General features: G+C 71.3%; 20 protein-coding genes. 11 read left to right on the forward strand and 9 right to left on the reverse strand.

Annotation, left to right across the window (positions count from 1 at the left end; all coding sequences use genetic code 11):
• Window positions 1–156: 156 nt before the first annotated feature.
• On the reverse strand, window positions 157–3336 hold the full coding sequence (gene ileS / locus ABT170_RS02090) for an isoleucine--tRNA ligase (RefSeq protein WP_329945689.1): 3180 nt from the start codon (window positions 3334–3336) through the stop codon (window positions 157–159).
• 536 nt (window positions 3337–3872) lie between these two features.
• On the opposite strand from ileS, the gene ABT170_RS02095 reads away from it, so the two are divergent.
• The 6 genes from ABT170_RS02095 to ABT170_RS02120 all read left to right on the forward strand — a co-directional run bounded on the left by ABT170_RS02095 (window position 3873) and on the right by ABT170_RS02120 (window position 9450).
• A complete protein-coding gene (locus ABT170_RS02095) occupies window positions 3873–4664 on the forward strand; it encodes a TraR/DksA family transcriptional regulator (protein ID WP_351863466.1) in 792 nt (263 codons plus the stop codon).
• A gap of 227 nt (window positions 4665–4891) precedes the next feature.
• Complete coding sequence (lspA, locus tag ABT170_RS02100) at window positions 4892–5536, forward strand: signal peptidase II (protein WP_329945691.1); 645 nt, start codon at window positions 4892–4894, stop codon at window positions 5534–5536.
• Window positions 5537–5559: 23 nt separating this feature from the next.
• Window positions 5560–6501 carry an RluA family pseudouridine synthase gene (locus ABT170_RS02105; RefSeq protein WP_266929860.1) on the forward strand — a complete coding sequence of 314 codons (942 nt, stop codon included), beginning with the start codon at window positions 5560–5562 and terminating at the stop codon, window positions 6499–6501.
• A complete protein-coding gene (locus ABT170_RS02110) occupies window positions 6498–6974 on the forward strand; it encodes a GNAT family N-acetyltransferase (protein ID WP_329945692.1) in 477 nt (158 codons plus the stop codon). Before ABT170_RS02105 ends, ABT170_RS02110 begins: the two co-directional genes overlap by 4 nt.
• A gap of 174 nt (window positions 6975–7148) precedes the next feature.
• Complete coding sequence (locus ABT170_RS02115) at window positions 7149–8735, forward strand: Na+/H+ antiporter (protein WP_329945693.1); 1587 nt, start codon at window positions 7149–7151, stop codon at window positions 8733–8735.
• A 136-nt stretch (window positions 8736–8871) separates the two neighbouring features.
• The gene (locus ABT170_RS02120; RefSeq protein WP_329945694.1) at window positions 8872–9450 is read left to right on the forward strand and encodes a dienelactone hydrolase family protein; all 579 of its coding nucleotides are present in this window, start codon (window positions 8872–8874) and stop codon (window positions 9448–9450) included.
• Window positions 9451–9536: 86 nt separating this feature from the next.
• Here the strand turns inward: ABT170_RS02120 and ABT170_RS02125 are convergent, their stop codons facing one another.
• From ABT170_RS02125 to ABT170_RS02135, 3 genes are all read right to left on the reverse strand, one after another.
• Window positions 9537–10352, reverse strand: a complete 816-nt coding sequence (locus ABT170_RS02125) for a DsbA family protein (RefSeq protein ID WP_351863469.1) — start codon at window positions 10350–10352, stop codon at window positions 9537–9539.
• Window positions 10353–10434: 82 nt separating this feature from the next.
• Complete coding sequence (locus tag ABT170_RS02130) at window positions 10435–11151, reverse strand: hypothetical protein (protein WP_329945696.1); 717 nt, start codon at window positions 11149–11151, stop codon at window positions 10435–10437.
• A gap of 79 nt (window positions 11152–11230) precedes the next feature.
• On the reverse strand, window positions 11231–12556 hold the full coding sequence (locus tag ABT170_RS02135; protein ID WP_351863471.1) for a DUF2252 domain-containing protein: 1326 nt from the start codon (window positions 12554–12556) through the stop codon (window positions 11231–11233).
• A gap of 205 nt (window positions 12557–12761) precedes the next feature.
• On the opposite strand from ABT170_RS02135, the gene dnaE reads away from it, so the two are divergent.
• Window positions 12762–16301, forward strand: coding sequence for a DNA polymerase III subunit alpha (gene dnaE, locus ABT170_RS02140; protein WP_329945698.1), 3540 nt, complete (start codon window positions 12762–12764; stop codon window positions 16299–16301).
• 90 nt (window positions 16302–16391) lie between these two features.
• Here dnaE and ABT170_RS02145 read toward each other — a convergent pair whose 3' ends face one another.
• Window positions 16392–16571, reverse strand: coding sequence for a hypothetical protein (locus tag ABT170_RS02145; protein WP_329945699.1), 180 nt, complete (start codon window positions 16569–16571; stop codon window positions 16392–16394).
• Window positions 16572–16796: 225 nt separating this feature from the next.
• On the opposite strand from ABT170_RS02145, the gene ABT170_RS02150 reads away from it, so the two are divergent.
• The 4 genes from ABT170_RS02150 (at window position 16797) to ABT170_RS02165 (ending at window position 20880) form a co-directional block, all read left to right on the forward strand.
• Window positions 16797–18053: an NYN domain-containing protein gene (locus tag ABT170_RS02150; RefSeq protein WP_329945700.1), complete on the forward strand. Its 1257-nt coding sequence runs from the start codon at window positions 16797–16799 to the stop codon at window positions 18051–18053.
• Window positions 18054–18216: 163 nt separating this feature from the next.
• Window positions 18217–19200 (forward strand): ABC transporter ATP-binding protein, encoded by a 984-nt coding sequence (locus tag ABT170_RS02155; RefSeq protein ID WP_329945762.1) that lies wholly within the window; start codon window positions 18217–18219, stop codon window positions 19198–19200.
• 61 nt (window positions 19201–19261) lie between these two features.
• Window positions 19262–20104 carry an ABC transporter permease gene (locus tag ABT170_RS02160; RefSeq protein ID WP_502970460.1) on the forward strand — a complete coding sequence of 281 codons (843 nt, stop codon included), beginning with the start codon at window positions 19262–19264 and terminating at the stop codon, window positions 20102–20104.
• Window positions 20105–20217: 113 nt separating this feature from the next.
• Window positions 20218–20880 (forward strand): ABC transporter permease, encoded by a 663-nt coding sequence (locus ABT170_RS02165; protein WP_502970461.1) that lies wholly within the window; start codon window positions 20218–20220, stop codon window positions 20878–20880.
• A gap of 42 nt (window positions 20881–20922) precedes the next feature.
• Here the strand turns inward: ABT170_RS02165 and ybaK are convergent, their stop codons facing one another.
• The 4 genes from ybaK to ABT170_RS02185 form a co-directional block, all read right to left on the reverse strand.
• Window positions 20923–21426, reverse strand: a complete 504-nt coding sequence (gene ybaK / locus ABT170_RS02170) for a Cys-tRNA(Pro) deacylase (protein WP_329945701.1) — start codon at window positions 21424–21426, stop codon at window positions 20923–20925.
• A 27-nt stretch (window positions 21427–21453) separates the two neighbouring features.
• Entirely contained in the window at window positions 21454–22206 is a 753-nt protein-coding gene (locus tag ABT170_RS02175; protein WP_329945702.1) for an LON peptidase substrate-binding domain-containing protein, read from the reverse strand.
• 5 nt (window positions 22207–22211) lie between these two features.
• Window positions 22212–23252: a hypothetical protein gene (locus ABT170_RS02180; protein WP_329945703.1), complete on the reverse strand. Its 1041-nt coding sequence runs from the start codon at window positions 23250–23252 to the stop codon at window positions 22212–22214.
• Between the two features lie 222 nt (window positions 23253–23474).
• Window positions 23475–25076, reverse strand: coding sequence for an oxidoreductase (locus ABT170_RS02185; RefSeq protein ID WP_329945704.1), 1602 nt, complete (start codon window positions 25074–25076; stop codon window positions 23475–23477).
• Window positions 25077–25187 lie beyond the last annotated feature (111 nt).

Below are 25187 nucleotides of genomic sequence, written 5' to 3' on the forward strand. Positions count from 1 at the left end.
CCGGGATTCTCCCCGGGGCCCGGCCCTTTGCCATGGGCGGTGAGCGACGGGAGCGGCGGGGTGGCGCCTGGGGCGCCGTCCCGGGCCGGGGGAATGCGGAAGGCCCGACCGGAGACTCTCCGGTCGGGCCTTCCTGCGCGGCGGGTGGGATCCGGGTCAGCGCTCCGTGCGGCGCAGCCGGAAGGTGAGGGCCAGGCCCTCGTCCTCGAACGGGGAACCGTAGGTCTCGTCCGCCTCGGCCTGCGCGTAGTCCAGGGCCAGCACCTCGTCCTGGATCAGCGGCGCGTGCTCGGTCAGGGCCTCCACCGTCGCGGGGGAGGTGGACGTCCAGCGCACCGCGATCCGGTCCGCCACGTCCAGACCGCTGTTCTTGCGGGCCTCCTGGATCAGACGGATCGCGTCACGGGCCAGGCCGGCACGCCGCAGTTCCGGGGTGATCTCCAGGTCCAGGGCGACCGTCGCGCCCGAGTCGGAGGCCACCGACCAGCCCTCGCGCGGCGTTTCGGTGATGATCACCTCGTCGGGGGAGAGGGAGACCGTCTCGCCGTCCACCTCGACCGACGCCGTACCCTCGCGCAGGGCCAGGGAGAGCGCGGCGGCGTCCGCGTCGGCGACGGCCTTGGCCACCGCCTGGACGCCCTTGCCGAACCGCTTGCCCAGGGCACGGAAGTTGGCCTTCGCCGTCGTGTCGACGAGCGAGCCGCCGACGTCCGAGAGCGAGGCCAGCGAGGAGACGTTCAGCTCCTCGGTGATCTGGGCGTGGAGCTCGGGGGAGAGGGACTCGAAGCCGGCCGCGCCCACCAGGGCACGGGACAGCGGCTGGCGCGTCTTGACGCCCGACTCGGCCCGCGTGGCCCGGCCCAGTTCCACCAGGCGGCGCACCAGCGCCATCTGCGTGGACAGCGCGGGGTCGATCGCCGCCAGGTCCGCCTTCGGCCAGGTGGAGAGGTGGACCGACTCCGGGGCCTCCGGGGCGACGGGGACCACCAGGTCCTGCCAGACCCGCTCGGTGATGAACGGGGTCAGCGGGGCCATCAGCCGGGTCACCGTCTCGATGGCCTCGTGCAGTGTGCGCAGCGCCGCCTTGTCGCCCTGCCAGAAGCGGCGGCGCGAGCGGCGTACGTACCAGTTGGACAGGTCGTCCACGAAGGCGGAGAGCAGCTTTCCGGCGCGCTGGGTGTCGTAACCCTCCAGCGCCTGCGTGACCTGGTCGACCAGGGCGTTGAGTTCGCTGAGGAGCCAGCGGTCCAGGACCGTGCGGTCCGCGGGTGCCGGGTCGGCCGCGGACGGCGCCCAGTTGGACGTGCGGGCGTACAGGGCCTGGAAGGCGACCGTGTTCCAGTACGTCAGGAGGGTCTTGCGGACGACCTCCTGGATGGTGCCGTGACCGACGCGCCGCGCCGCCCACGGGGAGCCGCCCGCCGCCATGAACCAGCGCACCGCGTCGGCGCCGTGCTGGTCCATCAGCGGGATGGGCTGGAGGATGTTGCCCAAGTGCTTGGACATCTTCCGGCCGTCCTCGGCGAGGATGTGGCCGAGGCACACCACGTTCTCGTACGACGACTTGTCGAACACCAGCGTGCCGACGGCCATCAGGGTGTAGAACCAGCCACGGGTCTGGTCGATGGCCTCCGAGATGAACTGCGCCGGGTAGCGGCTCTCGAAGATCTCCTTGTTCTTGTACGGGTAGCCCCACTGCGCGAACGGCATCGAACCCGAGTCGTACCAGGCGTCGATGACCTCGGGGACGCGGTACGCCTCCAGCTGGCAGTTCTCCTGCGAGCAGGTGAACGTGATCTCGTCGATGAACGGACGGTGCGGGTCCAGCTGCGACTGGTCGGTGCCGGTCAGCTCACCGAGCTCGGCGCGCGAGCCGACGCAGGTGAGGTGGTTGTCCTCGCAGCGCCAGATGGGCAGCGGCGTGCCCCAGTAGCGGTTGCGGGACAGTGCCCAGTCGACGTTGTTGTTCAGCCAGTCGCCGAAGCGTCCGTTCTTGACCGAGTCGGGGAACCAGTTGGTCTTCTCGTTCTCTTCGAGGAGCCGGTTCTTGATCGCGGTCGTGCGGATGTACCAGGACGGCTGCGCGTAGTAGAGCAGCGCGGTGTGGCAGCGCCAGCAGTGCGGGTAGCTGTGCTCGTACGGGACGTGGCGGAAGAGCTTGCCGCGGGCGGCCAGGTCCTCGGTGAGCGCCTCGTCGGCCTTCTTGAAGAAGACGCCGCCGATCAGCGGAAGCCCTTCCTCGAAGGTTCCGTCGGGGCGGACCGGGTTGACGACCGGGAGGCCGTAGGCGCGGCAGACGACGAGGTCGTCGGCGCCGAAGGCGGGGGACTGGTGGACCAGACCCGTACCGTCCTCGGTCGTGACGTACTCGGCGTTCACGACGTAGTGGGCCGCGACCGGGGTGGATCCGTCGCTTCCCCCGACGCTCGGGAAGTCGACCAGGGTGAACGGGCGCTCGTAGGTCCAGCGCTCCATCTCACGGCCGGTGAAGCTCTCGCCGGTGGCCTCCCAGCCCTCGCCGAGCGCCTTCTCCAGCAGCGGCAGCGCGACGACGAGCTTCTCCTCGCCGTTCGTCGCGACGACGTAGGTGACCTCGGGGTGTGCGGCGACGGCGGTGTTGGAGACCAGGGTCCAGGGGGTGGTCGTCCAGACCAGGAGCGCGGCCTCTCCGGCCAGCGGGCCGCTGGTCAGCGGGAAGCGTACGAAGACCGAGGGGTCGACGACCGTCTCGTAGCCCTGTGCCAGCTCGTGGTCGGAGAGCCCGGTGCCGCAGCGCGGGCACCAGGGGGCCACCCGGTGGTCCTGGACCAGCAGGTCCTTGTTGAAGATCTCCTTCAGCGACCACCACACGGAGTCGACGTACTCCGGGTCCATCGTGCGGTAGGCGTCGTCCAGGTCCACCCAGTAGCCCATGCGGGTGGTCAGCTCGGTGAAGGCGTCGGTGTGCCGGGTGACGGACTCGCGGCACTTGGCGTTGAACTCGGCGATGCCGAACGCCTCGATGTCCTTCTTGCCGTTGAAGCCCAGCTCCTTCTCGACCGCGAGCTCGACCGGCAGACCGTGGCAGTCCCAGCCGGCCTTGCGGCCGACGTGGTAGCCCTGCATGGTGCGGAAGCGGGGGAAGACGTCCTTGAAGACGCGGGCCTCGATGTGGTGCGCGCCGGGCATGCCGTTGGCGGTGGGCGGGCCCTCGTAGAAGACCCACTCCGGGCGGCCCTCGGACTGTTCGAGGCTCTTGGCGAAGACCTTGCTGTCGCGCCAGAAGTCGAGCACGGCGTGCTCAAGCGCGGGCAGGTCGACCTGGGCGGGTACCTGGCGGTACTGCGGTGATGTCATGTGCGGCTTCCTCCGGCGGACGTTTTCCACTTCCGTCGGAGGGACGAGAGCATGTCGCTCCCGCGGTACCACCCTCCTTGGCCCCGGGCGTGCGCCCTTGGCCCCCTCATTGGGGTCGCGATGCCGGGTCTACTGGCCTTGCGGCGTTCTTCCGACGGCTCCGGGTGATCTTCACGACGCGCTCGCCCCCGGGCTTCCACCGTCCCCGGGTCGCTCATGGCCGCGTACGACGCTACTCGTCCCATCCACGCCTCTCGCTGAGGCCAGTGTACGGGCCCGTACGGGCGACGGCCGACCGGTTTACCCCGCGGCGCGGGCGTGACCCGAATGGCCACACGGGAGCGGACGGACTTCCCGGCCGGGGGCGGGAGCGGATTACCGGGCGGGGAGCTGGGCACAACGGAGGCAGGCGCGCCACGACCCGGGTTCGGGGAGGGGCGTGGCGGCGGCGTGCCCCGTTGCCGCGGAGCTGGGGTCGATTTATCGTCCCAGCACGATTCGCGTGCAAGATCACAATATGTGAAGGGGCCGCGGCCATGGTGGCGAAGAAGACGGCGAAAGAGACCGTGGCCGGCCCAGAGGGCGACGGAAAGCCACCGGCCGGGGCGGCGGCGAAGAAGACGGCGGCCGGGAAGACGGCGGTGAAGAAGGCGCCGGTGAAGAAGGCGGCGGCCAAGAAGGCCCCGGCGAAGAAGGCCGCCGCCAAGAAGACGGCGGCCAAGAAGACGGCGGCCAAGAAGGCGCCGGCGAAGAAGAGCGCGGTCGAGAAGGCTTCGAAGAAGGCCGCAGCGGCGGCCACGGGGGCGGCCCAGGCCGCCGAGCAGACGGGAGCCCACACGGTGGTAGCCAAGAAGAGCGCGGGTCGGACCACAGCTGCCGGGAAGGCCGCGGCCGCGGTGCCGCAGGCCCGCGCGGCCGCTGCGACAGCGCCCGGAGAACTGGCGGTACGGCCCGGGGAGGACCCCTGGACGCCGGAGGAGGTCGCCGAGGCGCGCACGGTCCTGACCGGTGAGGTTCTGCGGCTGCGGAGCGAGCTGGAGGCTTCGGGCGCCGCCCTCGCCGGACTGATGCGGGACTCCGGTGACGGCGCCGGGGACGACGAGGCGGACACCGGAACGAAGAACATCACCCGCGAGCACGAGCTGTCGCTGGCCGCCAACGCGCAGGAGATGCTGGAGCAGACCGAGCGCGCCCTGGCCCGGCTGGAGGCGGGGACCTACGGACTCTGCGAGATCTGCGGCAAGCCGATCGGCAAGGCGCGGATGCAGGCCTTCCCCCGGGCCACGCTGTGTGTGGAGGACAAACAGAAGCAGGAGCGGCGCGGCTGATCGCCCCGGCCGCCCCTCCGCCTTCCCGGCCGCCCTCCGCCTCCACCGGCCCCGCGGTGCCCGCCGCCGGACCGGCGGAGGCATTTGTCCGGTCCGTGCGGGCCTGTCGTCCGGACCGGACCGCGCCCGCGGGTGCCGGACCCCGTCGGCCCGGCCCGACCCGGACGAAAGGGCCCGGGTGTGTCGTACCCTCGTCCTCAGTCAGGCACCTAGGTTGAGGGACTCACGTGGCAGAGGCGGAGCGCATCATCGGTACGCCGGATATCCCTGATGCCGAGGGGGCGGCCGGGGACGAGACCCCGCAGACCGCCGAGGCCGGGGCCAAGGGCCCGGACGCGGGCGAGACCGGGAGCACGGAAGCGGGCGGGGCGGCGGCCGGGGGCAAGGGCCACCGGAAGATCCTCGCGCTCTTCGCCGTGGCCGTGGTCGCCTATCTGCTCGACCTGAGCAGCAAGATGCTCGTGGTCGCCAAGCTGGAGCACCAGGAGCCCATCGAGATCTTCGGCGACTGGCTGAAGCTCAGCGCGATCCGCAACGCGGGTGCCGCGTTCGGGATCGGCGAGGCCTTCACGGTGATCTTCACCGTGATCGCCGCCGGGGTGATCGTGGTCATCGCCCGGCTGGCCCGCAAGCTCTACAGCCTGCCGTGGGCCATCGCGCTGGGGCTGCTGCTCGGCGGTGCGCTCGGCAATCTCACCGACCGCATCTTCCGCGCGCCCGGCGTGTTCGAGGGCGCGGTGGTGGACTTCATCGCCCCCGCGCACTTCGCCGTCTTCAACCTTGCCGACTCCGCGATCGTCTGCGGCGGAATCCTGATCGTGATCCTTTCCTTCAAGGGCCTGGACCCCGACGGCACCGTGCACAAGGACTAGCGGGCGCAAGGCATACTCGACAGGTGAGTACGCATCCCGAGATCCGCACCCTGCCCGTACCCGATGGCCTGGAAGGCGAGCGTGTCGACGCCGCCATCTCCCGGATGTTCGGTTTCTCCCGCACCAAGGCCGCAGAGCTGGCCGCAGCCGGGAAGGTCCAGGTGGACGGTTCGGTGGCCGGGAAGTCCGAGCGGGTGCACGGTGGCGCCTGGCTGGAGGTGGAGATGCCGCAGGCGGCGGCTCCGGTCCAGATCGTCGCCGAGCCCGTCGAGGGCATGGAGATCGTGCACGACGACGACGACATCGTCGTCATCGTGAAGCCGGTCGGCGTCGCGGCCCACCCGAGCCCCGGCTGGACCGGGACCACCGTCATCGGCGGGCTCGCGGCAGCCGGGTACCGGATCTCCACGTCCGGTGCCGCCGAGCGCCAGGGCATCGTCCACCGCCTGGACGTCGGCACCTCCGGGCTGATGGTCGTCGCCAAGTCGGAGCGGGCCTACACCCTGCTCAAGGCGCAGTTCCGCGACCGGGTCGTCGAGAAGAAGTACCACGCGCTCGTCCAGGGCCACCCGGACCCGATGAGCGGCACCATCGACGCCCCCATCGGCCGGCACCCCAACCACGACTACAAGTGGGCGGTCACGGCCGAGGGCAAGCCGTCGGTCACGCACTACGACCTGATCGAGGCCTACCGGGCCGCGAGCCTTCTCGACATCAAGCTGGAGACGGGCCGCACGCACCAGATCCGGGTGCACATGTCGGCCCACCGCCACCCGTGCGTCGGCGACCTCACCTACGGCGCCGACCCGACCCTGGCCAAGCGGCTGGGGCTGACCCGGCAGTGGCTGCACGCCGTGCGCCTCGGCTTCGAGCACCCCTCCGACGGCAGCTGGGTGGAGTTCGCCAGCAGCTACCCGGACGATCTCCAGCAGGCCCTCGACAAGATCGCGGCGGAGAGCGAATGACCGCCGGGCCCGCCCCGTACATCACCCGCAGGGCCCTCGACGACAACGGTCTCGCGGCCTGTTTCCAGGTCCGCAAGGACGTCTTCGTCGGTGAGCAGCGGGTGCCCGCGGAGATCGAGTACGACGCGCAGGACGCGGACGCGGTGCATGTCCTGGCCCTCGCGGCGGACGGCTCGGCGCTCGGCACGGGGCGGCTGGTGCACGGCCCCGCGGCGGCGGACCGGACGGGCGGCGACCTCACGGCCGGCCTGCTCGGCAGGCTCGCGGTGACCCGGGAGGCGCGCGGCCTCGGCGTCGGCGCCGCACTGGTGCGCGCCATCGAGGACGAGGCGCGCGCCCTGGGCCTGGCCGCCGTCGACCTGCACGCCCAGACCCACGCCCTCGGTTTCTACGAGCGGCTCGGGTATGTGGCGTACGGCCCCGAATTCCCGGACGCGGGCATCGCCCACCGGGCCATGCGCCGCCCGCTCTGACGGCGCCCCCGGGTCGGCGGAAGCGGGGCGACGGCGGCCGGCACCTCGGAGGACCGAGGTGCCAAGGGGGCGGTCGGAGGGGGGTGTTGTCCGAATTGCAGGGATTGCGTGGCAGGGTGGAAGCCCCTATCGGCCGAACGCACGGCCTGACCCCGCACGCCCGGAAGGCACATCGTGGACCAAATGGCACTGCTGCTCCTGCTCCTGCTGGGAGCCGTGGTCACGGTGCCCCTCGGGGAGCGCCTGGGCCTCCCGGCGCCGGTGCTGATGACGCTCGCCGGGGTCGCGATGGCGTTCACCAGCTTCGTACCGAATGTCGACGTCCCGCCGGAGATCATCCTCCCCGCGCTGCTGCCGCCGCTGCTCTACGCCTCTGTGCAGCGCACCTCCTGGCGGCAGTTCACGGCCAACAGACGGCCGATCTTCCTGCTGGCCGTGGCGCTGGTCTTCGTCACCACGGCCGCCGTCGCCGCGGTCGCCAACGCGATCGTCCCCGGGCTGCCCATCGCCGCCGCGGTCGCCCTCGGCGCGCTCGTCGCCCCGCCCGACCCGGTCGCCGCGACCGCCGTCGCGGGCTCGGTCGGACTGCCGCGCCGGCTCGTCTCGATCCTGGAGGGCGAGGGGCTGTTCAACGACGTGACCGCGATCGTGCTCTACCACGTGGCGATCGCCGCCGCCGTGAGCGGGACCTTCTCGCTGCCCGAGGCGTTCGGCCTGCTGATCCTGTCCGCCGTCGTCGCGGTGGCGGTCGGACTGGCGCTGGGCTGGCTCACCATCAAACTGATGAACGTCCTGGGTGACGCCACCCTTCAGGTCGGCCTCTCCCTGCTCGTACCGTTCGTGAGTTACGTCCTCGCCGAGGAACTCATGGGATCGGGTGTGCTGGCCGTCCTCACCACCGCGCTCTTCCTCGCCGAGCACACCGCGGACGCCGACGATGTCCTCGGACGTCTCACCGGACGCACCTTCTGGGAGATCGTCGACACGCTCGTCACCGGGGTCGCCTTCGGGCTGATCGGCCTCGAACTCCACAGTGTCTTCGGCACGGCCGACGGGCGCGAACTGCGGATGGTGGGCTGGGGCCTGGCGATCGTCGTGGTGGTCGTCGGCGTACGGCTGCTGTGGCTGCTCCCCGCGACCTGGCTGGCCAAACGGCTGCACACCCGGCGCGATGTGAGCGAGGAGATCCCCACCAGCTGGCGGGAGACCGTCGTCATGTGGTGGGCCGGGATGCGCGGGGTGGCCTCCGTCGCGCTGGCGCTGGCGATCCCGCTGGAGACGGACGACGGGAAGCCGTTCCCCGGCCGCGACGAGATCATCTTCATCGCGTTCGCCGTCATCATGGCGACCCTCGTCTTCCAGGGGCTCACCCTGCCCTGGCTGGTGCGCAAGCTCGGGGTGCGTGCCGACACCGACGCCGAACAGGCCCTGGAGCGGGAGCTCGCGATCCGGGCCGCCAAGGCGGCCAAGCACCGGCTCAAGGAGATCCAGGAGGTCGAGGACCTCCCGGAGGACGTCATGGAGCGGCTCCAGCGCGCGGCGTACGACATCGGGGCCCGGATCAGCCCCGACATGGTCGACGACGAGCGGCGCGAGGCGTACGCGCAGCGGGCGGAACGGTTCCGGGCGGTCAACCGTGTCCAGCGGGAGATGATGTCGGCCGCCCGCCACGCGGTGCTCTCCGCGCGCAGCGAGCCGGGCGCCGACCCCGAGGTGGTCGACCGGGTGCTGCGCTACCTGGACGTACGCAGCCTGCGCTGAGGAGCAGGAGCAGGAGCAGGAGCAGGAGCTGACGAGCCGAGGCGCCGGGCGGCAGGGGCGCCGGGGCGGCGGGGCCCGGCACCGTCCGGCAGGTCCCGGGCCCTGTCGTTCGGCGCGGACCGGGCTCGCTGGCACCATGGGCGTCATGAACATCATGCTTTTCCACTCGACCTACGGGCTGCGGCCCGCCGTGCACGCCGCGGCCGACCGGCTCCGGGCCGCCGGCCATGAGGTGCGGGTGCCCGATCTGTTCGAGGGGCACACCTTCGACACGGTGGAGGAGGGCATGGCCTTCAAGGAGCAGGTGGGCAAGGACGAACTGCTCAGGCGTGCCGTGCTGGCCGCGGCGCCCTACTCCGACCGGGGCCTGGTCTACGCGGGCTTCTCCTTCGGCGCCGCCACCGCGCAGACCCTCGCCCTCGGCGACGAGAAGGCGCGCGGGCTGCTGCTCCTGCACGGCACGTCGGACATCGCGGAGAACGCCTCGGTGGACGAACTGCCCGTACAGCTGCATGTCGCCGACCCCGACCCGTTCGAGTCGCCCGACTGGCTCAACAGCTGGTACCTCCAGATGCGGCGGACCGGCGCCGACGTGGAGGTCTACCGCTACCCGGGCGCCGGACACCTGTTCACCGACCCGGAGCTGCACGACTACGACGAGCGGGCCGCCGAGCAGACCTGGAAGGTCGCCCTGGGGTTCCTCGCCACGCTGTGACCGGGCCGGGAAACCCGCAGCGGGGTCCCACACCTTCCGGTGCGGGACCCCGCTGCGCCGTACGGCCGTGAGCGGACGGGCGGACGTTACGCCTTCAGCGCCTTGTCGACCGCGGCGTTGAAGTCGGCCACCGACATCGGGGCGTTCTCGCTGCCCTCGGCCGTGACCGGCTTGCCGTCCATCCGCAGCGACGGGGTGCCCGTCACCCCGCTCTTGTCGAACGCCTTGGACATCTTCATCGCCCAGGCGTCGTACGTGCCGTCCTCCACGTTCTTCTGGAACTCCTTGTTGCCCTTCAGCGCGTCCACGGAGTCCGCCACCTCGATCAGGAAGCTGTCCTTGGCGAACTTGTCGTCGCTCTCCTCCGGGTGGTACTTCGCGGAGTAGAGCGCGGCCTTGTAGTCCAGGAACGCCTCGGGGCTCACATCGAGAGCCGCGCCCAGCGCGCTGAGGGCGTTCTTGGAGCCCTCTCCGCTGTCGGAGTTGTCGATGAAGGTCGCGCCGACGTACTTGATCTTGTACTTGCCCGCCTCGACGTCCTTCTCGACGGTCTCGCCGATCGCCTGCTCGAACGTGGCGCAGATCGGGCAGCGCGAGTCCTCGTACAGCTCAAGGGTCTTCTTGGCGGTCGACTTGCCGATGACCACGGTCGTGCCGTCGTCGCCCGAGGTGTTCTTCGGGGCGGTCACGTTCTTCGCGTCCGCGGCGGCCGTCCAGGCGTCCGGCTTGTTCAGCTGCATCACGCCGTAGCTGATGCCGCCGATGACCGCCAGCGCGGCGACGACCGAGACACCGACGACGACCTGCTTGCGGGCCTTGTCCTTCTTCGCCTGGCGCTCGCGTTCGGCGCGCAGCCGCTCGCGGGCCGCTGCCTTGTTGGCCTGGGTGTTGCGCTTGCTCATGATCGTTCTCCGTGGGTGTGAAAGCTGTGTGGGGGTGCTGTACGGCCCGGCCGCCGTTCCCGGGGCCCGGCGTGCCGCGTGCTCAGAGCGCGGCACGGGCCGTCGGCGGAGGACCCCTTCGTCCCACGGAATGCCCCAGCAGACGGGCCGGGAAGAGCGGGTGCGGGCGGCCGGCCGGGCGCGGGGCGCGGGCCGGCCGGCGGCGGGCGTGGCCCACCACGGCGACCGCGGTCAGCAGCGGGCGGAACGCCACGGCGGCCACCGCGCGCAGCAGCCCCGCGAGCGCGGACTCCCCGCGCCTGAGCCAGGCCGCGGCGAGCAGCCCGACGGTCACATGGGCGGCGAGCAGCAGCCACGGCACCGCGGGGCCCGGCTGCGCCAGCAGGGCGGCGGCCCGGTCACCGGCCCCGGTCACCCCGGCCAGCGGGGTGCCCACCGTGCCGACACCCGCGAGATGCGCGCCGCCGCTGCCGCCGCACAGCACATCGACGCCCACGGACCGCAGCGGCCCCGCGATCGGGCCGCCGGCCGCCCCGTAACAGAGATGCTGCCCCGTGGTGAAGACCGTGTCGGCGGCCAGCTCCAGCGGGACGAGCAGGCCCGCGATCGCCCCGAAGCCGCGCTCCCGGCCCGCCAGCGCGTACGCCGTCGCGAAGACGACGCAGGCCAGCATGGCGACCACGGTCAGCGGGAGCGGGACCTGGGAGAGCAGCACATGGGAAGCAGTGGACAGGGTGACGACCAGCGCTGTGAAAAGCGCCGCGCGCACCACCCTGAGCTGCGTCCCTGAGATGTCCATCGCCGGAGAGTGTGTCATGTGTACCTGTAAACGACCCCTAAAAGGCCCGGACCCGCGGATCCGGAGGCCCGGGACCGCCCTACAGACCGGGAATGCGGCCGTTGCGGAAGAGGTCCACGAAGATCTGGTGGTCGGCGCGGGCGCGGGCCCCGTAGCTGTGGGCGAAGTCGACCAGCAGCTCCGCGAAGCCCTCCTCGTCGGCCGCGATGGCCGCGTCGATCGCCCGCTCCGTGGAGAACGGCACCAGCGAGTGCCCGCTCTCGTCGTCCGCCGCCGAGTGCATCGTCGCCGTCGCCCGGCCGAGATCGGCGACGACGGCCGCGATCTCCTCCGGCTCGTCGATGTCGGACCAGTCCAGGTCGACGGCGTACGGCGACACCTCCGCGACCAGCTGGCCCGCGCCGTCCAGCTCGGTCCAGCCGAGCCACGGGTCGGCGTGGGCCTGCAGCGCGCGCTGCGAGATCACGGTGCGGTGTCCCTCGTGCTGGAAGTAGTCCCGCACGGCGGCGTCGGTGATGTGCCGGGAGACCGCCGGGGTCTGCGCCTGCTTGAGATAGATCACCACATCGTTCTCCAGGGCGTCGCTGTTGCCCTCCAGGAGGATGTTGTACGACGGCAGCCCGGCCGAGCCTATGCCGATGCCCCGCCGGCCCACCACGTCCTTCACCCGGTACGAGTCGGGGCGGGTCAGGCTCGACTCCGGCAGTGTCTCCAGATAGCCGTCGAACGCGGACAGCACCTTGTAGCGGGTCGCCGCGTCCAGGTCGATCGCCCCGCCGCCGGCGGCGAACCGGCGCTCGAACTCCCGTATCTCCGTCATCGAGTCCAGCAGCGAGAACCGGGTCAGGGAGCGGGCGTCACGCAGCGCGTCCAGCAGCGGACCCTGGGCGGTGTCCAGCGTGAACGGCGGCAGCTCGTCGTTCTTCGCGCCGGTCGCCAGGGCGTGGATCCGCTCCCGGTAGGCGGCGGCGTAGATCCGCACCAGCTCGCCGATCTGGCCGTCGCCCAGCGCCTTCGCGTAGCCGATCAGGGCGACGGAGGCGGCGAAGCGCTTGAGGTCCCAGGTGAACGGGCCCACATAGGCCTCGTCGAAGTCGTTCACATTGAAGATCAGCCGGCCGTTGGCGTCCATGTACGTGCCGAAGTTCTCCGCGTGCAGATCGCCGTGGATCCACACCCGTCCGGTGCGCTCGTCCAGATACTCCCCGCCGTGCCGCTCCCGCTCCACATCGCCGTAGAACAGGCACGCCGTGCCGCGGTAGAAGGCGAAGGCCGAGCCCGCCATCTTGCGGAACTTGACCCGGAAGGCCGCGGGATCGGCGGCCAGCAGCTCACCGAAAGCGGTGTCGAAAACGGCGAGGATCTGCTCCCCGCGCTGCGCCGCGCCGGTCTGCGTTTCCGACATTTCTTGGTGCCTCCTGGTACCGGACGTGCATGACGTGGGACGTGACCCATGACGTGACTGGGGACATGACAAATAGGACACGTTCCTCAGCCTCTACAACGCGTGACCGTACCCGGGAGTGCCCTTCGTCCGTCACCTCCAAGACGTAGACTTCCCCGCTGTCCCCCCTGTCCGTCATCCCCAGTTCTCCCGGAGGCCCGACGCCGTGACCAAGCCGCCCTTCACGCACCTTCACGTCCACACGCAGTACTCGCTCCTGGACGGTGCCGCGCGGCTCAAGGACATGTTCGAGGCGTGCAACGAGATGGGCATGTCGCACATCGCGATGACGGACCACGGCAACCTGCACGGGGCGTACGACTTCTTCCACTCCGCCACCAAGGCGGGTGTGACGCCGATCATCGGCATCGAGGCGTACGTCGCCCCGGAGTCGCGCAAGCACAAGCGCAAGGTGCAGTGGGGACAGCCGCACCAGAAGCGCGACGACGTGTCCGGATCCGGTGGTTACACCCACAAGACGATCTGGGCGTCGAACAAGACCGGGCTCCACAACCTCTTCCGGCTCTCCTCGGACGCGTACGCCGAGGGCTGGCTGCAGAAGTGGCCGCGCATGGACAAGGAGACCATCGCCAAGTGGTCCGAGGGCCTGATCGCGTCCACCGGGTGCCCCTCGGGAGAGGTGCAGACCCGGCTGCGGCTCGGACAGTTCGACGAGGCGGTCCAGGCGGCCTCCGACTACAAGGACATCTTCGGCGAGGGCAAGTACTTCCTGGAGCTGATGGACCACGGCATCGAGATCGAGCGCCGCGTCCGCGACGGGCTCCTCGAAATCGGTAAGAAGCTGGACATCCCGCCGCTGGTGACGAACGACTCGCACTACACCTACGCGAGCGAGGCCACGGCGCACGACGCCCTGCTGTGCATCCAGACCGGCAAGAACCTCTCCGACCCGGACCGCTTCCGCTTCGACGGCACCGGCTACTACCTCAAGACGACGGAGGAGATGTACGGCGTCGACTCCTCCGACGCCTGGCAGGAGGGCTGCGCCAACACCCTGCTGGTCGCGCAGCAGATCGACACCAGCGGCATGTTCGAGGCGAAGAACCTCATGCCGAAGTTCGACATCCCGGACGGCTTCACCGAGATCACCTGGTTCCAGGAAGAGGTCCGGGTCGGCATGCAGCGCCGCTTCCCGGGCGGGGTCCCCGACGACCGGCAGAAGCAGGTCGAGTACGAGATGGACATCATCATCCAGATGGGGTTCCCGGGGTACTTCCTGGTCGTCGCCGACTTCATCATGTGGGCCAAGAACAACGGCATCGCGGTCGGTCCCGGACGAGGCAGCGCCGCCGGTTCGATCGTGGCGTACGCGATGGGCATCACCGACCTCGACCCGATCGAGCACGGGCTGATCTTCGAGCGGTTCCTGAACCCCGAGCGTGTCTCCATGCCCGACGTCGACATCGACTTCGACGAGCGTCGGCGCGTCGAAGTGATCAGGTACGTGACCGAGAAGTACGGCGCCGACAAGGTCGCCATGATCGGTACGTACGGCAAGATCAAGGCCAAGAACGCCATCAAGGACTCCGCCCGGGTGCTGGGCTACCCGTACGCCATGGGCGACCGGCTCACCAAGGCGATGCCCGCCGACGTCCTGGGCAAGGGCATCGACCTCAACGGCATCACCGACCCCAAGCACCCGCGCTACAGCGAGGCGGGCGAGATCCGGGGGATGTACGAGAACGAGCCGGACGTACGGAAGGTCATCGACACCGCGAAGGGCGTCGAGGGCCTGGTGCGGCAGATGGGCGTGCACGCCGCCGGCGTCATCATGTCCAGCGAGCCCATCGTCGACCACGCCCCCGTCTGGGTGCGGCACACCGACGGCGTCACCATCACGCAGTGGGACTACCCGCAGTGCGAGTCGCTCGGCCTGCTGAAGATGGACTTCCTGGGCCTGCGCAACCTGACGATCATGGACGACGCCATCAAGATGGTGAAGTCCAACAAGGGCATCGACCTGGAGATGCTCTCCCTGCCGCTGGACGACCCCAAGACGTACGAACTGCTCTGCCGCGGCGACACGCTCGGCGTCTTCCAGTTCGACGGCGGTCCGATGCGCTCCCTGCTGCGCCAGATGCAGCCCGACAACTTCGAGGACATCTCCGCCGTCTCGGCCCTCTACCGGCCGGGCCCGATGGGAATGAACTCCCACACGAACTACGCGGAGCGCAAGAACGCCCGCCAGGAGATCACCCCGATCCACCCGGAGCTGGAGGAGCCTCTCAAGGAGGTCCTCGGCCTCACCTACGGTCTGATCGTCTACCAGGAGCAGGTGCAGAAGGCCGCCCAGATCGTCGCCGGATACTCGCTCGGCGAGGCCGACATCCTGCGCCGTGTGATGGGCAAGAAGAAGCCCGACGAGCTGGCGAAGAACTTCGTCCTCTTCGAGGCGGGCGCCAAGGAGAAGGGCTTCTCCGACGCGGCGATCAAGGCGCTGTGGGACGTCCTGGTGCCGTTCGCCGGATACGCGTTCAACAAGGCGCACTCCTCCGCGTACGGCCTGGTCACCTACTGGACCGCGTACCTCAAGGCGAACTACCCCGCCGAATACATGGCGGCGCTGCTGACCTCGGTCAAGGACGACAAGGACAAGTCCGCGGTCTACCTCAACGAGTGCCGCCGCATGGGCATCAAGGTGCTGCCGCCCAACGTCAACGAGTCGCTGTCCAACTTCGCCGCCCAGGGTGACGACGTGATCCTCTTCGGCCTGACCGCCGTGCGCAACGTCGGTCAGAACGTCGTCGACTCGATCATCCGCAGCCGCAAGGCGAAGGGGAAGTACAGCACCTTCCCCGACTTCCTCGACAAGGTCGAAGCGGTCGTCTGCAACAAGCGCACGGTCGAGTCCCTCATCAAGGCCGGTGCCTTCGACGAGATGGGCCACACCCGCAAGGGCCTCGTCGCCCACCACGAGCCGATGATCGACAACGTGGTCCAGGTCAAGCGCAAGGAGGCCGAGGGACAGTTCGACCTCTTCGGCGGCATGGGCGAGGAGGAGAGCGACGAGCCCGGCTTCGGGCTGGACGTGGAGTTCTCCGACATCGAGTGGGAGAAGTCCTACCTGCTCGCGCAGGAACGGGAAATGCTCGGACTGTACGTCTCCGACCACCCGCTCTTCGGCCTGGAGCACGTCCTGTCCGACAAGGCCGACGCGTCGATCTCCCAGCTGACCGGCGGCGAGCACGGCGACGGTGCCATCGTGACCGTCGGCGGCATCATCTCCGGCCTCCAGCGCAAGATGACCAAGCAGGGCAACGCCTGGGCCATCGCCACCGTGGAGGACCTCGCGGGCTCCATCGAGTGCATGTTCTTCCCGGCCACCTACCAGCTGGTCTCCACCCAGCTCGTCGAGGACACCGTCGTCTTCGTCAAGGGCCGCCTGGACAAGCGCGAGGACGTGCCGCGCCTGGTCGCCATGGAGATGCAGGTCCCGGACATCTCCAACGCCGGGACCAACGCCCCGGTCGTCCTCACCATCCCCACGGTGAAGATCACCCCGCCCATGGTCAGCAGGCTCGGCGAGGTCCTGAGCAGCCACCGGGGCGACACCGAGGTACGGATCAGGCTCCAGGGCCCCCGCAAGACCACGGTGCTCCGGCTCGACCGGCACCGGGTGAAGCCCGACCCGGCGCTCTTCGGCGATCTGAAGGTGCTGCTCGGCCCGTCCTGCCTGGCCGGCTGACCGACGCCACCCACCGACGGGAGGGGCGCCCCGCTGTCGCGGGGCGCCCCTCCCGGTCTACAGGCCCGGAACCGGACCGGAGATGACCGGTCAGTTGTGGCCGAAGCGCCGCTGATGCTTGCGCGCGACATCGGAGGGGCTGCCCTGGGCCTGGGACTGGGGCTGGTTCTGCGACTCGAAGGCCGTGGACTTCGCCTGCTCCTCGCCGCGCTCCGAGGCGGACGCGCGATCCTGCCGGCTGCTCTGCTTGCGGTTCTTGTGCTTGGCCATGGTGAATGCCTCCTGTGGGGAATCCTGTGGGCCAGGACCGCTGTCAGACTCACATAGCACCGCAAAGGCCGCATGTTGGATCATTACCGTGCGTAGCAGTATCCGCAGTCGGCCGTTTTCCGGATCCGCCACGCCGATGATCGAGTTCCGGACGTTAACCCCTTCACGGTCGGGCAGACTCGAAGGAAACCCTGAGTAAACCCGTTCCCGAATTCCTGGAAGAGGGTGGAACGCGTGGACCGTTGCGTCGTCCTGGTGGACGCCGGCTACTTGCTGGGCGCAGCCGCGAGTCTGCTGGCCGGGGAGCCCGCCCGTTCCCGCATCACCGTCGACCACGCGGCCCTGATTCAGGGACTGCGCGAACGCGCCGAGATCGATACGGAACAGCCGCTGCTCCGGATCTACTGGTTCGACGGCGCTCCCGACCGCGTACCGCAGCCCGAGCACCGCAGACTCCGGGTGATGTCACGCGTGACCGTACGCCTGGGTGCTCTCACCCGCAGTGACGGGCGCTGGGCGCAGAAGGGCGTCGACGCCGCCATGCACGCCGAGCTCACCGAACTGGCCAGGAACCGGGCCTGCTCCGATGTGGTGCTGGTGACCGGCGACGGCGATCTGCTGCCCGGACTGATGTCCGCCAAGGAACACGGGGTCGCCGTCCATCTGTGGGCCGTCCAGGCCGCCGACGGCGACTACAACCAGTCCGAGGACCTGGTGGCCGAGGCGGACGAACGGCGCGTGCTCGACCGGGCCTGGATCACCAAGGCCGTACGGGCCAAGGAGACCGGCGGCGTCTGCGCCCCGCCGCCCGCCCCGCGCCCCGAGATCGCCGCGATCCTCTCCGCCCCGCTGCCGGAGGCGGCCCTGGCCGCGTCCGCCGAGCGGGCCTCCGAGGCCCAGGCCGCCGCCGCCCGCAACGGCACCGCGGAACCGGCCGGCGAGAACAACGCCGCCGCGCCGCCCGCCCCCGCCCACAAGGGCGTCCCCACCCCGAAGGACCTGGCCGCCCTCCGGGCGCCCGGCGCACACGCCGAGCGGCCCGCCGCGGCCCCGCCCGCCAACGCGACCCTGCGCTGGTCCTCCGACAAGGGGTGGGTGGAGCGCGGCGGCCCGCTCGGCGAGCCGCCGGAAACCGCCTCCCTGCCGACCCTGGCCCAGCTCACCAGCGCCGAACAGCGCTGGGCGGACCGGGAGGAGGACATCACCACGGTCGGCGGCGATCCGTTCGAGGTCGGCCAGGTCTTCGCCCGGCGCTGGATGGAACGGCTGCCGGAGACCGTGCACCTGCAGAAGCTGTCCACGATGTACCCGCGCATCCCGCACCGGATCGATGGCGAGCTGCTGCGGTACGCGGCACGCTTCGGACTCCTCGCGCACAAGGACGACCAGATCGACGAGCACGACCGCTATGCGATCCGGGCCGGATTCTGGCGCGAGATCGACGTCCGTGCCGCGGCGGAGCACGTACCCGCGGTGGAGTAGCCGGTGGAGCGGCCGGCCCCGGAGGCCGCTCCGGCCCCCGGGGCCGGCCGGCACCCCGGCCCCGGGGCCGGACGTGCCCCGGACGCGGTCCGGGGCATCCGACCCCGTACCCTCATACCTCGTGAGCAAGGGCACAGCACAGGCACAGAGGGCTACCGGAACCGTGTGCGCGGTGCGTGATCTGGTCAAGACCCATCCCGCCGTCCGGGGCCGACGCGGACGTCCCGCCACCCCCGAGGTGCGCGCCACCGACGGAATCAGCCTCGATGTGCGGCGCGGAGAGATCTTCGGGCTGCTCGGCCCCAACGGGGCGGGCAAGACCACCCTGGTCCGGCAGCTCACCGGGCTGATGCGCCCCGACTCCGGCAGCGTCGAAGTGCTGGGGCACGACCTGGTGCGCCACCCCGAACGGGCCTCCCGCCTCATCGGCTACCTGGGGCAGGAATCCACCGCCCTCGACGAGCTGACCGTGTCCCTCGCCGCCGAGACCACCGGCCGGCTGCGCGGCCTCGCCGCGGGGGAGGCCCGCGCCGAGCGCGACGCCGTGCTGGAGGAGCTGGGGCTCACCGAACTCGCCGGGCGACCCCTGAAGAAGCTCTCCGGCGGACAGCGCAGGCTCGCCTGCTTCGCCGCCACCCTGGTCGGGGAGCGCCCCGTCCTGGTGCTGGACGAGCCGACGACCGGCATGGACCCCGTCGCCAGGCGCGCCGTGTGGGCCGCCGTCGACCGGCGCAGGGCCGAGCGGGGCGTCACCGTCCTGCTGGTCACCCACAACGTGATCGAGGCCGAGACCGTCCTCGACCGGGTCGCCGTCGTCGAGCGCGGCCGGGTCATCGCCTGCGACACCCCCGGCGGGCTGAAGGAGCGGGTCGCCGGAGAGGTCCGGGTCGAGCTGGTGTGGCGGGAGCGGGCGCCGCTGGACGTCCCGGAGGTGGCCGCGCTGCGCGCCTTCGCCCAGGAGTCCGGGCGGCGCTGGGTCCTGCGGCTGGGCCCGGACGAGGCACGGGCCGCGGTCGCCGCGGTGACCGGTGGCGCGGCCTTCGCCGCGCTCGACGATTTCACCCTGGCCACGCCCAGCCTGGAGGATGTCTATCTGGCCCTCGGCGGGGATGCGGCCAATGCGACCAAGGGGCTGGTGAAGGCGTGAGATTCCACGTACGGGAGCGGGGACACGTGCGGGCAGCCGTGTCGAGGGGGAGCGGCCTCACGTGACGAGCATCGTTCCCGCCGAGGCGGTGTCCTCGCGTGTCCCGGACCGGGCGGCGCAGGAGCCCTCCGGTGCCTCCCGCACCCTGCCGGCCCCGCTCGCGCCGCGCGCCCGGCTGCTGCCCTCGCTGGCCGCGGTGTACCGCGCCCAGCTCTCCCGGGCCCGGGTCGCCCGGATTCCGCTGCTGTTCGTGGCGACCTTCCAGTCCGTCGGGATCATGATCCTGATGCGCGGGGTGGTCGACGGCGGCTCCGAGGCCCGCGCCGTCGTCGCCGGTTCCAGCGTGCTGGTCGTGGCGTTCGTCGCGCTGAACCTGCTCGCCCAGTACTTCGGCCAGCTGCGGGCCGGCGGGGGGCTCGACCACTACGCCACGCTGCCGGTGCCGCCCGCCTCGGTGGTGCTGGGGGCGGCCGGCGCGTACGCCTCCTTCACCGTGCCCGGCACGCTCGTCACGGCCGTCACCGGCAGTGTGCTCTTCCAGCTGCCGATGACACATCTGTGGGTGCTCGTCGCCGTGATCCCGCTCGCCGGGGCGGCGCTGGCGGGACTGGGGGCCGCCCTCGGCCTGCTCGCGCCGCGCCAGGAGCTGGCCACGCTGCTCGGGCAGCTGGGCATGTCCGCCGCGCTGCTGCTCGGCGTGCTGCCGGCCGACCGGATGCCGGGGCCGGTGGCATGGGCGCGCGATCTGCTGCCGTCCACCTACGGGGTCGAGGCGCTGGCCCGGTCCTTCGACGCCCGGCCGGACTGGACCGCGATCGTCCTCGACCTCGGTGTGTGCGCGGCCGTCGGTGTGCTGTCGCTCGCGGTGGCGACGTGGGCCTACCGCCGCGCCGCGGTGCGCTAGAGCGGTGCCCCGGCCGCGTACGGCCGTGTGAGGCGTGAGGCCGCGTACGGCCGCGGGAGCCGCGGCAGCGGTCCGGTGAGGCGGCGCACAGGGGAGCCTGGCACGATGGCTGAGTGACAGCACCTCTGACGCCGCCTCACCAGCCTTCGCCCCACGACCCCTGGCAGACCCCGCCGGCGGGCTCCCATCCCGCGCCCGGCACCGGGTCGCCGGACGCCACGGATCTGGCCACGGAGCTCCGTCAGGCCGCCGTGGTCATGGTGCTCGTGGCCCTGACCGGTCTCGGTCTCGGGCTGCTCTGGCTGTGGCTGGCGCCGAGGGTGCCGCTGATCTCCGACGACACCGCCGTCTTCCTCAAGGACAGCGAGGGCGAGGAGGCCATCGGCGCCGACGGAACGTTTGTGCTGCTGGCACTCCTGTTCGGTGCGGTCACGGCCGGCGCGGTGGTCCTGTTCCGGCGCCGCGGAGGCATCTGGCTGGTCGTGGGGCTGGCGCTCGGCGGGCTGCTCGGCTCGCTGCTGGCGTGGCGCATCGGCGTCTGGTTCGGGCCCACCTCGGACGTGGTCGCCCATGCGCGCGAGGTCGGCAAGGGCGTGGTCTTCGACGCGCCGCTGGAGCTCCACGCGGTGGGCGCGGTGCTGGCGTGGCCGATCGCGGCGATGATCGTGCATCTGGGGCTGACGGCGATGTTCGGGCCGCGGGACCCCGAGCCCGACTGGGGCCCCGCGCACTGGCCGCCCGCGCCGAAGGACGGGGCGGGGCCGGCGGCGCCGTAGAGGCTCTGTCCCGTACTCCCCCCGGCGGGCGCCGGGGGCGGGTCAGGCGGCCCGGCCGATCGGGGCGAACACCGCGTCGGTCAGGGCCGCCAGGTCCGTCGCGGAGAGTTCGACCTCCAGGCCCCGGCGGCCCGCCGAGACACAGATCGTGGGATGGGTCCGGGCCGAGGCGTCCAGCACCGTGGGCAGCCGCTTGCGCTGGCCCAGCGGGGAGATGCCGCCCCGGACGTAGCCGGTCGTGCGCTCGGCCGCCGCGGGGTCGGCCATGGCCGCGCGCTTGCCGCCCACCGCCGAGGCCAGGGCCTTCAGGTCCAGCGAGCCGGCGACCGGGACGACCGCGACGGTCAGCGTGCCGTCGACATCGGCCACCAGGGTCTTGAACACCCGGTCGGGGGAGACACCGAGCGCCTCGGCCGCCTCCTCCCCGTACGAGGGGGAGGCCGGGTCGTGCTCGTAGGCGTGGACCGTGAACGCGGTGCCCGCCGCCGTCAGGGCGACCGTGGCGGGGGTGCCGCCCGACTGCTGCTTCTTCGACTTCTTCGCCACCGGGCAGGTTCCTTCGTCGGTGAGGGCTCAGTTGGGGTGGGTGGGGGCGCGGGTCAGGTCCACGGCGGGCAGCGACGGCAGATGCCGGATGACCGCGGTCTCCTTGCGCAGGAGTGTCAGCTCCTCGCGCAGCCGGGTCGCGGTGTCCGGTGCCTGGAGCAGCCGCTGCTTGGAGGGGACGTCCAGCACGGCCGCCGCCGCGACGAGGTACGAGACCACGGACGGGTCGTCCGGCAGTTCCGCGCCGGTCGTCAGTGACCGTTCCCTCGCTCCGGCCAGCCGCTTCTGATAGGCGCGGAAGGCGCGCAGGACGCCCTCGGCCAGCGCGCCGGCCTCGTCGTCCTTCGTCTCCTCGGTCAGCTCCTCCACCTCGGCCGTGAGATACGGGCCGCTCGCGTCGACGGAGAGCAGCCTGACCCGGGTGGTACCGGTGGCCAGGACCTCGAAGCTGCCGTCGGAGCGCTCGCGGACCGTCGCCGCGTCCGCGATGCAGCCGACCCGGTGGAAGGTCTGGATGGGGTCGGGGCCGAAGCCGTCGGCGGGGCCGCGCTCCATGACCGGTGCCGCGGCGGCCGTGTCCGGCATGCCGGTGGCCGTCGGAGCGGTCTCGCGGCCGTCGCGGATCGCGACGACGACGAAGCGGCGCGGTTCGTCCTCGTCGGTCTTCAGCAGCTCGCGCATCATGGCGCGATAACGCTCCTCGAAGACGTTGAGGGGCAGCACGAGGCCGGGGAACAGCACCGCGTTGAGCGGAAAGAGGGGCAGACGGGCGGTGGTCACAACGGTCAAGCGTAATGGCCGCGCGGCCGGCCGTGACCGGACCGGTTGCGCAGCGGGGTCGAGGAGGCGACCTGGAGCCGTGCGCGGTCCCTCGCTTCGAGGAAGAGGCCCAGCGCGTCCTCGGACACCGACGACCACGGGAACGACGTCGCGTGGGGCCCGATCAGCGTGAACTGTTCCAGCGCCTCCTCCCAGCGGCCCCGGGCCACCAGGACGTACGCGAGGAGGTTGCGGACCTCGGCGGGCCACGGGTCGTTCGGGCGGTACGCGCCCGAGAGCCCGATCGCCAGGTCGGCCGCCAGGTCTATCCGCTCCTCCAGCACCGAGCTGGTCCGCCCGGCGAGCTGTTCGTCGAGCAACAGCGCGAAGGCGGCCCGTACCGGCAGCGCCTGCACCAGCGAGTCGGGCACGGCGTCCTCGGCGGCGCGCTCGGCGAAGTCGAAGCACTCGCGGTGCGAGCCGTACCAGGCGGCGGAGAGATAGCGGAGCGCCGCTATGTGGCAGCCGTAGTGGTGCGGGGCGCGGCGTACGGCCTGCTCCCACAGGGCCTCGAACACGGTGTGTGTGGCGTGGGTGCCGCGGGCGTGGTCGAGGGCGAGGCGCCAGGGCACCGGATCGCGCGGGTCGGCGTCGGCCGCCGCGGTGATCAGCGGGCCGACCTCGCGCAGCCGCTCGGCCCTGGCGGGCGACTCCCAGGCCCGGAAGACGGCCAGCTGGGCCTTGACGAGCAGCGCGTCCGGATCGCGTGGCGAGCCGGCCAGCCAGTCGATGAGCCAGCCGTCCCGGTTGTGGGCGAACATGACGAGCCGGCCGAGATACCGGTCGCGGTTCTCCCAGTCGGTGGCGTCACGGGTGGTGGCGAGGAGTTTGGCGGCGGGGCCGTAGTCCCCCAGGGCAGCCGCCACCAGCGCGGGGGAGAGCCGCTCGTCGGGGGCGTCGAGCAGCACCGCGTCGTCCGCGGGCAGTCCGGCGGACAGCCGGGGGCTGTGCCGGAACCTGCGCGCGGTACTGAGCAGAGCGCGAAGCAATGGCATGGTGCAGACCATTGAAAAGCGCTGGTGAGGGCGGCGCCAGGGGTGCGCTGTGAAGCTTCTGTGCCGAGTGGAGGGGTTGTATCGGCCCCAGTCAAGATAGGGTAAAGGAAAAGGCTGTGACTGGCTTGATTCCGCCTTTTCCCGTCGGTCCCGCCCGCCACTGCGGGCGCACTCCGGCATTCCGTTCGACCGTGGTGCCGGAAGGAATTCCCCCCGGCCCGCACGGCCCGGACGTCAGCCCCGGCGCAGCAGCCGGGAGGCGCCCGCCGCCACCGTCGTGGCCAATATCCATCCCAGGAGTACGAGAGCGGCCGCCGCCCACTGCCAGCCGCCCTCCGTGCGCCAGTAACCGTCCTGCCCGAGGTTGATCACCGGCACCAGCAGATCGAGCGCGTACAGCGCGGCGTTCCACTGGGGGTGCTCGTCCCCCTTGATCGCCGCCGGGTGGTACTGCGCGAAGCCCAGCGCGCCGGCCGCCCACAGCACCGCCATCCACACGGCGGCCCGCCCCGGACGGTAGCCGTAGGCCACCGTCCAGTCCTGGAGGTAGCCCCACAGCTTGGCGGCGGTCGGCAGCGTCTCGCGGCGGCGCCGCTGCTTGGCGAGCAGCACCTCACGGGCGTCCGCGTCCTCGCCGCAGCTGCGCAGGACCGCGGCGAGCCGCTCGTACGGCTCGGGGACGTACTCCGGGGTCGCGGCCAGCACCCACTCCAGCCGCCGGGAGAGCGGGAAGTGCCCGTACGGGACGAGGTTCTCGTAGACGAAGCCGCCCATCGCCAGGCCCCCGGGGCCCGGCCAGCTGGACGACACATCGATCAGGGTGACCACCTTGGCGCCGTTCAGCACGACCCGGCCCTCCTCCGGGCGCTCCGCGTTGAACCGCAGCTCGGGCGTGACGATCCGGCGCAGCGACAGCTCCTCGTGCCGGGCCAGGACGAACCGCGCCTTGTGCAGGTCCACCGCGTCCCCGAAGCGCCCGTCGTCCAGCCGTACCGCGCCCCGGCACTCGAAGATCTGGGCCCGGGTGCCACGCGCCGGGGTGGGCCCGAACACGATGCCGTACGGGGGAGTGGTGCCCTGGTTCCCGGTGTCGACGCTCACCCACGCCTCGGTCATGTAGAGCGTGCGCTCCACGGTCAGCTGCGGGGCGTTCAGCGCCCGCCGCCCGTCCTTGGCGCGCAGCCGGCTGCCGCGCAGACTCAGCGAACCGCCCACCTTCGCCCCGCGCAGACTCAGCTCGCCGTGCGCCTCGACCATCTCGGCCTGGAGATCCTGCGCGACGCTCAGTCCGTCCCCGACCAGGGCGCGGCCGCTCCGGTCGGCGCCGACGCTGATCTGGTTGATCAGCAGATCGGTGCCGATCTGGGCGTCGGTGAGCCGGATGCCGCGCTCCACCCGGCAGCGCGGCAGATGCAGATCGCCCTCCGTGTGCAGCCGGGCCGCCTCCAGCCTCGGCAGCGCGCAGCCGACCATCCGCAGGGTGGTGAAGTGGCACTCGGGCAGCACCACTTCCTGTTCGAACCGGCAGCCCGTCAGCTCCACGTACGGAGCGACCCGGCCGCCTGCCAGGTCCAGCTTTCCGGTGATCCGGACTCCCCGTAGCTTCAGCGCCGCCACCCGGCCCGGCCGGGCGGGCGGCCCGCTCAGCAGCAGCCGCGCCACCGTGCGCGCGCCGACGCTCCGCTCGGGTCCCCAGATGTGCGGTGCGAATGGATCGTCGCGCACCGGGTCGTGGGTGCGCAGATCGTAGGTGGTTCCGTTGCGGAAGGACTGCCACATACCCAGCTCCGCTGCGCTGAGGCCGTCCGGGATTTCGCCATCATGCGGCTCGGTCACTGCCGTCCCCTCTGTGCACATGCCGTACAACTGTTCTTCCCGCTGTGTGACGGCGTGAACGCTAATGGTCAGCAGTGACGGACGTGGCTGGTATCAGCCAGTGATACGGGC

The organism is Streptomyces sp. NPDC001787, assembly GCF_040297465.1.
Lineage (GTDB): Bacteria > Actinomycetota > Actinomycetes > Streptomycetales > Streptomycetaceae > Streptomyces.

Bases quoted from the DNA above. Each gene is read 5' to 3' on its own strand.
- ileS (WP_329945689.1), bottom strand. From the start codon at position 3,336: ATGACATCACCGCAGTACCGCCAGGTACCCGCCCAGGTCGACCTGCCC.
- ABT170_RS02095 (WP_351863466.1), top strand. From the start codon at position 3,873: ATGGTGGCGAAGAAGACGGCGAAAGAGACCGTGGCCGGCCCAGAGGGC.
- ABT170_RS02110 (WP_329945692.1), top strand. From the start codon at position 6,498: ATGACCGCCGGGCCCGCCCCGTACATCACCCGCAGGGCCCTCGACGAC.
- ABT170_RS02120 (WP_329945694.1), top strand. From the start codon at position 8,872: ATGGGCGTCATGAACATCATGCTTTTCCACTCGACCTACGGGCTGCGG.
- ABT170_RS02125 (WP_351863469.1), bottom strand. From the start codon at position 10,352: ATGAGCAAGCGCAACACCCAGGCCAACAAGGCAGCGGCCCGCGAGCGG.
- ABT170_RS02130 (WP_329945696.1), bottom strand. From the start codon at position 11,151: ATGGACATCTCAGGGACGCAGCTCAGGGTGGTGCGCGCGGCGCTTTTC.
- ABT170_RS02135 (WP_351863471.1), bottom strand. From the start codon at position 12,556: ATGTCGGAAACGCAGACCGGCGCGGCGCAGCGCGGGGAGCAGATCCTC.
- ABT170_RS02145 (WP_329945699.1), bottom strand. From the start codon at position 16,571: ATGGCCAAGCACAAGAACCGCAAGCAGAGCAGCCGGCAGGATCGCGCG.
- ABT170_RS02180 (WP_329945703.1), bottom strand. From the start codon at position 23,252: ATGGTCTGCACCATGCCATTGCTTCGCGCTCTGCTCAGTACCGCGCGC.